This is a genomic window from Pelomicrobium sp., assembly GCF_036803785.1.
Taxonomy (GTDB): Bacteria; Pseudomonadota; Gammaproteobacteria; order Burkholderiales; family UBA6910; genus Pelomicrobium.
This window is the reverse complement of the sequence record NZ_DAIRTR010000021.1, coordinates 21,977-31,655: the sequence shown is the minus strand read 5'-3', so window position 1 is coordinate 31,655 and position 9,679 is coordinate 21,977. Positions and strand designations below refer to the sequence as shown.

The 9,679-nt window shown below is 67.2% G+C and carries 13 protein-coding genes; 2 read left to right on the top strand and 11 right to left on the bottom strand.

All coding sequences use genetic code 11. The features are described from left to right. The coding region (locus V7Q81_RS04200; RefSeq protein WP_333840643.1) for a SulP family inorganic anion transporter at window positions 1-769 on the bottom strand (769 nt) is incomplete at its 3' end. A 205-nt stretch (window positions 770-974) separates the two neighbouring features. Between V7Q81_RS04200 and V7Q81_RS04195 the strand changes: the two genes are divergently transcribed. Together V7Q81_RS04195 and V7Q81_RS04190 are read left to right on the top strand one after the other, a co-directional pair. Next, complete coding sequence (locus V7Q81_RS04195; protein ID WP_442954755.1) at window positions 975-1,277, top strand: c-type cytochrome; 303 nt, start codon at window positions 975-977, stop codon at window positions 1,275-1,277. A gap of 26 nt (window positions 1,278-1,303) precedes the next feature. After that, complete coding sequence (locus V7Q81_RS04190; protein WP_333840639.1) at window positions 1,304-1,642, top strand: c-type cytochrome; 339 nt, start codon at window positions 1,304-1,306, stop codon at window positions 1,640-1,642. A gap of 108 nt (window positions 1,643-1,750) precedes the next feature. Here the strand turns inward: V7Q81_RS04190 and V7Q81_RS04185 are convergent, their stop codons facing one another. From V7Q81_RS04185 to V7Q81_RS04140, 10 genes are all read right to left on the bottom strand, one after another. Further along, window positions 1,751-2,182 (bottom strand): DUF1841 family protein, encoded by a 432-nt coding sequence (locus V7Q81_RS04185; RefSeq protein WP_333840637.1) that lies wholly within the window; start codon window positions 2,180-2,182, stop codon window positions 1,751-1,753. 13 nt (window positions 2,183-2,195) lie between these two features. Then, on the bottom strand, window positions 2,196-2,903 hold the full coding sequence (nth, locus tag V7Q81_RS04180; RefSeq protein WP_333840635.1) for an endonuclease III: 708 nt from the start codon (window positions 2,901-2,903) through the stop codon (window positions 2,196-2,198). Window positions 2,904-2,934: 31 nt separating this feature from the next. Next, on the bottom strand, window positions 2,935-3,351 hold the full coding sequence (locus tag V7Q81_RS04175) for a hypothetical protein (protein ID WP_333840633.1): 417 nt from the start codon (window positions 3,349-3,351) through the stop codon (window positions 2,935-2,937). Between the two features lie 6 nt (window positions 3,352-3,357). Further along, window positions 3,358-4,032: an electron transport complex subunit E gene (locus V7Q81_RS04170; RefSeq protein WP_333840631.1), complete on the bottom strand. Its 675-nt coding sequence runs from the start codon at window positions 4,030-4,032 to the stop codon at window positions 3,358-3,360. After that, on the bottom strand, window positions 4,016-4,681 hold the full coding sequence (gene rsxG, locus V7Q81_RS04165; protein ID WP_333840629.1) for an electron transport complex subunit RsxG: 666 nt from the start codon (window positions 4,679-4,681) through the stop codon (window positions 4,016-4,018). The genes V7Q81_RS04170 and rsxG overlap by 17 nt, the downstream gene beginning before the upstream one ends. Beyond that, the gene (locus V7Q81_RS04160) at window positions 4,678-5,706 is read right to left on the bottom strand and encodes an RnfABCDGE type electron transport complex subunit D (protein ID WP_333840627.1); all 1,029 of its coding nucleotides are present in this window, start codon (window positions 5,704-5,706) and stop codon (window positions 4,678-4,680) included. The genes rsxG and V7Q81_RS04160 overlap by 4 nt, the downstream gene beginning before the upstream one ends. Before the next feature lie 26 nt (window positions 5,707-5,732). Further along, a complete protein-coding gene (rsxC, locus tag V7Q81_RS04155; protein ID WP_333840625.1) occupies window positions 5,733-7,310 on the bottom strand; it encodes an electron transport complex subunit RsxC in 1,578 nt (525 codons plus the stop codon). Continuing rightward, a complete protein-coding gene (gene rsxB, locus V7Q81_RS04150; protein ID WP_333840623.1) occupies window positions 7,265-7,816 on the bottom strand; it encodes an electron transport complex subunit RsxB in 552 nt (183 codons plus the stop codon). The genes rsxC and rsxB overlap by 46 nt, the downstream gene beginning before the upstream one ends. A 16-nt stretch (window positions 7,817-7,832) precedes the next feature. Beyond that, on the bottom strand, window positions 7,833-8,408 hold the full coding sequence (gene rsxA / locus V7Q81_RS04145; protein WP_333840622.1) for an electron transport complex subunit RsxA: 576 nt from the start codon (window positions 8,406-8,408) through the stop codon (window positions 7,833-7,835). Window positions 8,409-8,595: 187 nt separating this feature from the next. Further along, a complete protein-coding gene (locus V7Q81_RS04140) occupies window positions 8,596-9,618 on the bottom strand; it encodes a quinone-dependent dihydroorotate dehydrogenase (RefSeq protein ID WP_333840620.1) in 1,023 nt (340 codons plus the stop codon). Window positions 9,619-9,679 lie beyond the last annotated feature (61 nt).

Sequence of the window (9,679 nt, the reverse complement as noted above, 5' to 3'; positions counted from 1 at the left end):
AGAGGGCGGGCGCGGAGCGGGGGGGCAGCCCGCCCGGCAGCGCCCCCACCGTCGCGATGCCGGTGGCTTCGGCGCCGAAGCTTAGGTTAATCCCCAGGGCGAACAGACTCCCCACCACCATGGCCACGATCATGTAAGGGATCTTGGGGAGATAGCGGCGGGATAAGATGCCCGTGACCAGGGTGACCGTGCCTACCGAGAGCACGTAAGGGTTGATGGCGTCGATCTGGGCGCCGAACTGGACAAAGGTATCCACGAACGACGAGCCGCGTTCGATGGCCACGCCGAAGAAGTTCTTCACCTGGGAAGCGATGATCAGCAGCGCCGCTCCGGCGGTGAAGCCGATGATCACGGTGTGGGAGATGAAGTTCACCAGCACGCCCATGCGCGCGATTCCCATCACAAGCTGCATGACGCCCGTGAGGAAGGTGAGGGTGAGCACCAGCTTGATGTATTCGGGCGAGCCGGGCACGGCGAGCGGGCTCATGGTGGCGAAGATGACCAGGGAGATGGCGTTGGTCGGTCCGGAAATGAGGTGCCACGAGGAGCCGAACAGGGCCGCCACCACGGCCGGAACCATGGCGGCGTACAGTCCATATTCGGGCGGCATCCCCGCCAGGGTGGCAAAGGCGACGCCCTGGGGAAGGACCACGATGGCGGCCGTGAGCCCCGCGGCCAGGTCGGCCCGCAGGGTCTCGCGGGTGACCCTAGGCCACCAGCGCAGGAACGGAAAGGCCGTCAGGAACCAGGATCGGTAAGGCGCGTGCAAGGTCGAGGAAAAGTCATCGAATTTTTCGCGTATGGTACCAGGGAGACGCCGTGGGCTGTGCGCCCCAGGCTCCGAGCCTCGGCCCCCGAGCCCGCCTTTCCCTCGGCCTGGTCATTGACCTGAATGGGCTGATCCATTAAAGTCCGAAGCTTTGAATTTCCCAACCGTCCCACTGAGAATCATGAGAAGAACGAAGGTCCTCACCATGGTCACCGGGATGGCCCTAATCGCCTGTGCCGGCGGCGCGGCGGCGGGAGACGCCGCGGCCGGCAAGGAGAAGAGCGCCATGTGCGCCGGGTGCCACGAGATTGCGGGCTATCGTACCGCCTATCCCACCGTCTATACCGTACCCAAGCTGGGCGGCCAGAGTGCCGAATACATCGTGGCGGCGCTGGAGGCCTACAAGAGCGGCGCGCGCAAGCATCCTTCCATGACCGCCATCGCCGCGACCCTGTCGGCCCAGGACATGGCGGATCTGGCGGCCTACTACAGCGGGGCAGGCAAATGAAGGACGATGCGGGAAGGAGGGGAGGAATGAAAAGGACGCTGTCGCTCGCGTTGTGCGGCCTGCTCGGCGCCAGCGGAGCGTGGGCGGCCAATCCGGAGGCGGGCAAGAAGATCGCCACCGAGGTGTGCGCCGCGTGCCACGGGCCGACGGGGGATGCGCCCATCGCGCCCACGTACCCCAAGCTCGCGGGCCAGTACCGCGACTACCTGGAGAAGGCCCTCACCGATTACAAGACGGGCGAGCGGCAAAATCCCATCATGCAGGGCTTCGCCGCCAATCTGAGCGAGCAGGACATCCGGAACCTGGCAGCCTATTTTGCGAGCCAGAAGGGCAGTCTGCAGGTCAAGCCCCTGGGCAGCCGCTGAACCTCCTCGAGTCCGTCTCGGGTGGCTCCACCGGGCGGATGGGGCTTCTCGGGCAGCGGTGAGCTTCCTAAGCACAGGCGCCAGGCGTTGGGCATACCGTGCCCGGTTTCATTTTCCAAGCCGCCGGTCCAAGCAGGCAAGATAGACGGCCGCATCCGGGGCCGCGCCGTCCCGCTGGGCGCGCCACAGGGTTTCCGCCAGGCATTCCATGGTGGCGTGCAGGGCTTCATGACGAGAGCCGCTTCTCCGCTCCAGCGCCTCGACCCGGTCGCCGAGGCCGGGAGGCTGGTCGATGGACAGCTGCTCTTCGACGGCGAGATGCAAGCCCAGGTGCAGGAACGGGTTGACTTCTCCCGCCTCGGGGAAGTATTCCATGTCCCCGTAGCGCTCGGGATCCTCCAGCACGGAGTGATACTCGGGATGCTGCAGGATGATGGCGATGGCCAGATCCTCCAAGGGGCTCAGCACCTGGCGCTCCCGGTACTTGCGCCACGCCTCGAAGAAGAACTGCCGGGCCTGATCGCGGCTGGGCTGGAACATGGCAGCGACGGGTTCAAGGAACGAGGGGGTGCGCGCGACGGCCAAGCTTAGCATCGCCGCCTTCGTTTTTCATGCCTGCGGCGGGCGCCATCAGGTTTTTCTCCCGATACTCGCACAGCTCGGCGATGATGCAGCGCCAGCACTCGGGCTTACGCGCCTTGCACACGTAGCGGCCGTGGAGGATGAGCCAGTGGTGGGCGTGCCTGCGGAATTCCACCGGCACCACCCGGGCGAGTCGCGCCTCCACTTGGCGCACGTTCTTCCCCGGGGCGAGCCCGGTGCGGTTGGCCACGCGAAAAATGTGGGTGTCCACGGCGATGGTGGGCTCTCCGAAAGCCGTGTTGAGGATCACGTTGGCGGTCTTGCGCCCCACGCCTGGGAGCTTCTCCAGGGCTTCCCGGGTGGAGGGGACCTGTCCTGCATGCTCCTCCACCAGGATGCGGCAGGTGGCGATCAGGTTCTTCGCCTTGGTGCGGTACAGGCCGATGGTCCGGATGTACTCGGCGAGCCGCTCCTGCCCCAAGGCGAGCATTTCCTGGGGCGTGCTGGCCACCCGGAACAGCCGGCGGGTGGCCAGGTTCACGCTCTTGTCGGTCGCCTGGGCGGAGAGGATCACGGCCACCAGCAGCTCGAAGGGGGTGCGGTATTCCAGCTCCGTGGTGGGGTTGGGGTTGGCGGCCCGCAGGCGCTCGAAAATGGCGCGGCGTTTCGTCGCGTTCATCGATCGTCTTTCGGGGTTCGGAGTACGGACGTCACGTATGCCGGTAACGCCCCACCTCGGGCGCTGGCGATCGGGGAGCGGCAAGAGCCTCGGCCTCGAGCTGGGAGAGAAAGGCCCGGTGCTCTTGTGCCAGGCGCTCGAGGGCTTCGGCGCTCAGGCGGGGTAGGAGCGTGCCCTGGATAAACGCTCCCAGGTCGGCGAGGGCGGTGGCCCAGCCGTACTGGTGCAGGTGAAAGTCGTGGAAAGCGTGTTGCCCGTAGGGGAAGCGCTCGAGCTCGGGGCCTTTACACGCCTGGAGATGAGGGTCTGCCATGACTTGCCGCTGCGCCCATTCATGCCACCACCGGTAGTACTTCTCCTGGAGGGCAAAGCTCAGCCCGTGGCGCTCGAAGAAGGCGTACACCGCCACCCGGTCGGCGCGTCCGCAGAAAGGGAAATGGGCGCCCATGACCCCTCACGCGCTTCGGACGAGGGCCGTCGGCCTGCTGCGGCGCTCCGTCCGCCGCCGGTCGAGGGCGTTTCTCGCGGCGATGAGCAGGCCCAGGCCGATGAAGGCGCCAGGGGGGAGCACCGCCAGCAGGAAGCCGCCGTAGTCGGGTAGCACCTGTATCGTCCAGCTCCGGGCGCCTTCCCCGAAGACGAGATGCAGGCCCGAGAGCAAAGTGCCTTTGCCTGCGAGCTCCCGTAGGGCGCCCAGCAGGGCCAATACTCCCGTGAGCCCGAGCCCCATGGCCAGCCCGTCCAGAGTGGAGGCGAGGGGCCCCCGCTTGGAGGCGAAGGCTTCCGCCCGGGCGAGCACGATGCAGTTGGTGACGATCAAGGGGACAAAGATGCCCAGCACCAGATAAAGGTCATGCGCGTAAGCGTGCATGACGAGGTCCACCACCGTGACGAGCACCGCGATGATGAGCACGAAGACGGGAATGCGGATCTCGGGTGGGATCAGGTGGCGCGCGGCCGACACCGCCAGGCCAGTCAGCGCCATGACCAGGGTCGTGGCAAGGCCCAGGCTCACGGCGTTCACCATCGTGCTGCTCACGGCGAGCAAGGGGCACAGGCCCAAAAGCTGCGTGAGCCCGGGATTTTGGGCCCACAGGCCGTTTTCCAGGATTTCACGGTGAGGCGTCATGGGGCTGCCCCTTCCCGGTCCGGAGGTCCTCTCCCACCAGCCGTTCACGGTGAGCGTGGAAATACTCGAGGGCTTTGCGTACCGCCTTTACCACTGCCCGTGGCGTAACGGTGGCGCCAGCCACGGCGTCGAAGGCCCCGCCGTCCTTCTTCACCTGCCAGGCGTCCGCGCCTTCGGGAGAAAAGGCCCAGCCGTCGAACTGGCGGATCCAGTCGCTCTTGGCGATGTCGATATAGTCGCCGAGACCGGGCGTTTCGGCGTGAGCGACCACCCGCACGCCGAGAAGGCGGCCCTCGGGGGACACAGCCAGCAGAAGCCTAATTCTACCGTTGTAGCCATCGGGCGCAATCGCCTCGAAGGCAAGGGCGGTGATCCGTCCGTCCTTGAATGCCCGATAGGCGGGGCGCGACGCGTCGGTTCCCAGCAAGATGTTGGCAGGAAGCTCGATGGTGTCGGCCAGCAGGTCGTTGTCGTGCAGCTCGGGAGGAATCACCTGGTTGAGGAGCTTCAGCTTTGCCGCCTCTTCCGCTCGGGCGATGGGCTCCTGGGTCTTCTGGAACGCGAGGCCGAGGAGCAGCGTGCCTGCCAGGGCGAAGGCGGCGAGCACCAGCGCCCCCCGCAGGGCCGAGCGCCCGGGCTTGAGACTCATGGGGCGCCTCCGTGACGCGGAGGCTTCTTGCCGTACACCGGTGGCTGGGTGTAGGCGTCGATCAAGGGCACCGCCATGTTCATGATAAGCACGGCGAAGGCCACGCCGTCCGGGTAGCCACCGAAGACCCGAATCAAGTAGGTGAGCAGGGCCGCCGCCGCGGCGAAGACCAGCTTACCCAGGGGCGTGACGGGGCCGCTCACCGGGTCGGTCAGGATGAAGAAGGCGCCCAGCACGCTGCCGCCATGGATCAGGTGGAACAGGGCTCCGGCGTAGCGGTCCGGATCGGCGGCGTGGAACATTGTCGCCACCAGCGTCAAGGTGGCCAGATAGGCTACCGGCACGTGCCAGGTGATCACCCGCTGTTGCCACAGGACAAGGCCGCCCGCGGCGTAGGCAAGAGCGAGCCAGGCAGGGGCCGGGGAGATTTCAAGCAGGCCGGGCTGGCGGAAGATTTCCTCCAGGGTACGGCGAGCGGCGAGCTGGGTTTTCACCGCATCCAAAGGCGTGGCGGCGGTCAGGGCGTCCAGGGAAAGGCCGGTCGGTACATGGCCGAAGAAAATGTAGGCAACGGTCTCCGCCCACCCGAGGGAATGGGACGCCAAGGGTGCGGGCCAGCGGACGATCTCGGCGGGAAAGGAGATGAGGAGTACGCAGTAGCCCACCATCGCCGGATTGAACAGGTTGTTCCCCAGGCCGCCGTAGAGGTGCTTGGCCACGGCGATGGCGAAGACGGTGCCTACGACCGCGAGCCACCAAGGGGCAATAGGCGGCAGGCACAGGGCGAGGAGCCAGGCCGTCACCAGGGCCGAGAGGTCGGACAGAAAGGGCATCACGGGCACGCCCCGCAGCCTGAGCAGGAGGGCCTCGGCGGCGAGCGCTGCGCTGCTCGCCAGGGCGAGCTGGATCAGGATGCCGGGACCATGCCACCAGGTGTGCACGGCGATTGCCGGCAGCAGCGCGAGGAGCACCCGGAGCATGACCCCTTGCACGCTGCCGGCGAGGCTCACGAACGGTGCCGGCATGGGTCAGGCAGCCTGTGCCGGGGCGTTCATCGCGTCTCGCTCGACGAAGGAGGGCTCACCGGATCGGAAGCCGCCGGCGCCTTTTTCGCCTTGGCCTGCTCGATGGCCGCGAGGATCGCTGCCCGGTCCGCAGCCTCTGGGCCAGTCGCGCCAGTTTTTTCCGCAAGCCGCCGCGCCCGCGCCTCTTTTTCCCGGGCGAGGCGGGCCAGGCGGAATTCGTGGCGGCGGCGGGCCAGGTCGGCGGCCTTGCGCTCCCGTTCCCGGGCCCAGATCTCGCTCTTGGCATAGCGGTAATAGTCCACCAGGGGAATGTGGCTCGGGCACACGGCGCTGCAGCAGCCGCACTCGATGCAGTCGAACAGGGCATATTCCTGGGCCTTGCCGAAGTTGCGGGACTTGGCGAAGGCGTAGAGCTCCATGGGGGCGAGCCGCGCCGGGCAGACCTGCGCACAGCGGCCGCAGCGGATGCAGGGCATGGACGGCGGAGGCGCCGGCAATAGGGCCGCAGAGCGGGCGATCACGCAGTTGGTGGCCTTGATCACCGGCACCTCGGGCCCCGGGAGCACGAAACCCATCATGGGCCCGCCCATGATGAAGGCATCGGTATCGGGGCGAGGGCGGGCGGCGGAAACCAGATCCGCCACCGGGGTTCCAATCAGCGCCTCCACGTTGCGCGGCGCCTCCACGTTGCCGGTGACCGTGGTGATGCGGGAGATCAGGGGCTCGCCATACAGAACGGCTCGAGCCAGAGCGTACAAGGTGCCCACGTTGAAGCAGGCCAGCCCGATGTCGTGGGGGCGCTTGCCCGAGGGCACCTCCAGGCCGGTCAGGGTGTAGAGAAGCTGTTTTTCCCCGCCGGCCGGATAGATGGAAGGCACCGGCACGATCTCATAGGGACGGCCCGCGGCAGCCGCCTCCATCGCGGCGATCGCCTCCGGCTTGTTGTCTTCAATGCCGATCACCACCTCCACGGCTCCTAGGAGGTGGCGGGCGATTTCGATCCCCATCACGATCTCGGCGGCGCGGCTGCGCATCAGCATGTCGTCGCACGTGATGTAGGGCTCGCACTCTGCACCGTTCACCACCAGGGTGCGCACGACGTTGGCGCCCGGGTTGAGCTTGACGGCGCTCGGGAACACCGCACCGCCCAGGCCCGCCAAGCCCGCCTCCCGCAGGCGCTGGCGCACTTCGCTCGGGTCGGCGTTGAGATAATCGATGGGCCGGCGCTCAATCCAGCGCTCCTCCCCATCGGGCTCGATCACCACACACAGGCCGGGAAGCCCCGAGGGATGGGGCACGGGCCGCGGCTCCACAGCCAGCACCCGGCCGGAGGTGGGGGCGTGAACGCCACAGGACACATAGCCCTCGGCGAGCCCGATCGGCTCTCCTTTGAGTACCCGCTGGCCTGGCGCCACCCGCGGCTTGGCTGCTACGCCGATGTGCTGGGCGAGGGGCACGACCAGCAAGCCCGGTAGCGGCAGGGGCTCGATCGGGCGGGCAGTGGAGAGGGTCTTGTGCTCCTCTAGCCTCAGCCCGCCGGGGAAGCGATAGAGCCGTCTCACGCCGCGGGCTTGAGGGAAGACAGGGGAGGCTTCCACTTCCATGTCTCGATGCGCTCCGCGAGCGGCACCATGGCGATGCAATCCACCGGGCACGGGGGCAGACACAGTTCGCAGCCGGTACACTCGGCGGCGATCACTGTGTGCATCTGTTTGGCGGCCCCCACGATGGCATCCACCGGGCAGGCCTGAAGGCACAGAGTGCAGCCGATGCACAGACCTTCGTCGATCAGGGCCACCGCCTTGGGCTTTGTCTGGCCGTGCTCCGGGTTTAAGGGCTTGGGCTCGACCCCCAGCAGCTCCGCCAGCTGACGAATCCCTTCCTCGCCCCCCGGCGGACACTGGTTGATGTCCGCCCGACCCTCGGCGATCGCCTGGGCGTAGGGTCGGCAGCCGGGATAGCCACACTGCCCGCACTGGGTCTGGGGCAGGAGGGCGTCGATTTTCTCCACCAGGGGGTGGCCTTCGACCCGCAACCGCTGGGCAGCGAAGCCCAAAACGGCGCCCAGGACCACGGCTAGGCCTCCCATGACGAGCAGCGCGTTCAGCATCGCTCGGTCGCCGTCCTCACTTGACCAACCCGGAAAATCCCATGAACGCTAGGCTCATGAGTCCGGCGGTGACCAGGGCGATGGGAGAACCCCGGAAGGGTGCGGGCACGTCTGCCGCCTCCAGCCGCTCCCGCATGGCGGCGAACAGCACCAGCACCAGGGAAAAACCCAGGGCGCCGCCCAGGCCGAAGAACAGGGATTCGACGAAATCGTGACCGGCCTGGACGTTGAGCAGGGGAATGCCCAGCACGGCGCAGTTGGTGGTGATGAGGGGGAGATAAATGCCCAGCACCTGGTACAGCAAGGGGCTCGTTTTGCGCACGAACATCTCGGTGAATTGCACCACGCCGGCGATCACCACGATGAAGGAGAGGGTGCGGAGGTAGAAAAGCTCCGTCCCCAGGAGATAGCGGTGAATGAGATAGCTCGCTCCGGAGGCCAGGGTCAGCACGAAGGCGGTGGCGAGCCCCATGCCCATGGCGGTTTCCAGCTTCCTGGAGACGCCCATGAAAGGGCACAGGCCCAAGACTTTTGCGAGCACGATGTTGTTCACGAGCACCGTACTCACCAGGATCAGCAGATAGCCTTCCATGGCACGAGAAGGTTCGGTGTAGGGGAGCGGGCTGCAGCGTGAACGGAATTTGTAATTATCGTCGCAGAGCTTGTCTGCAGACAACCTCATTGATGAAAAGGAATTCCCGTGGGCAGCGCCCGCCACCCAAGCCGCGAGGGCTGCTCCCGGGGACGGAGGAACGAAGGTTCGCCTGGCCGTTTCGAGGTCAAGGTGCCGCCGCCGTGGCGCGGAGGAGTTCGGCGACAAGCCCTGGGCCCCGGTACACGAGCCCCGTGTACACCTGCACTAGGGTGGCACCGGCTTGCAGTTTTTCCCGTGCATCGGCCCCGCAGAGGATGCCGCCTACGGCAATGATGGGGAGCGCCCCGGCCAGGGTGGCCGCAAGCAGGCGCACGACCCGGGTGGCGGCGGGGCGCAGCGGCGCTCCGGAAAGGCCCCCGGCTTCCCGCGCGAGGGGATGCCCGTTCAGTTGAGGGCGGGCCACCGTGGTGTTGGTGGCGATCACGGCGTCGATCCCATGCTTGAGGAGCAAGCGGGCGATTGCCTGGATCCCGGGGGCGTCCAGGTCCGGGGCGATCTTCACCGCCAGGGGCACCCGCCGGCCGTGGGCGTCTGAGAGCCGCTCCCGTTCGGCGGCGAGCTCGACCAGCAGGGCGTCCAGGGCCTCTTCGGCTTGCAGGTCCCGCAGTCCGGCCGTGTTGGGGGAAGAAAGGTTGATCGCCACGTAGTCGGCCCGCGGGTAGGCCTTGCGCAGGCAGGTCGCATAATCTTCCGCCGCCCGCGCGAGGGGCGTGTCGAAGTTCTTGCCGATGTTGATCCCCAGGACGCCCCGATAGCGGGCGCGGGCCAGGTTGGCAAGCGCCGTGTCGATGCCCGCGTTGTTGAAGCCCATGCGGTTGATGATGGCCTGGGCTTCCGGAAGGCGAAACAGCCGGGGACGGGGATTGCCCGGCTGGGGGCGCGGTGTCACCGTGCCCACTTCGATGAAGCCGAAGCCCAGGCTGCCTAGGGCATCCACGTGGGCACCGTTCTTGTCGAAGCCGGCGGCGAGCCCCACCGGATTGGGGAAGGTGAGCCCCATCGCCTGCACCGGCCGGCCGGCGGGCGGGTGGAAGGCGAGCCGGTCGATCCGAAGGGCGTGGGCGGCGTCCAGAAGGGTCAGGCTGAGGGCGTGGGCAGTCTCCGGCTCCAGCGCGAACAGCGCTGGGCGCAGCAACGAGTAGAGCATGGGCCGATTGTAGCCGCTCGGCGGGCAAGGCGTCAGGGGCGCAGGGCGGTGGCCTACCTGC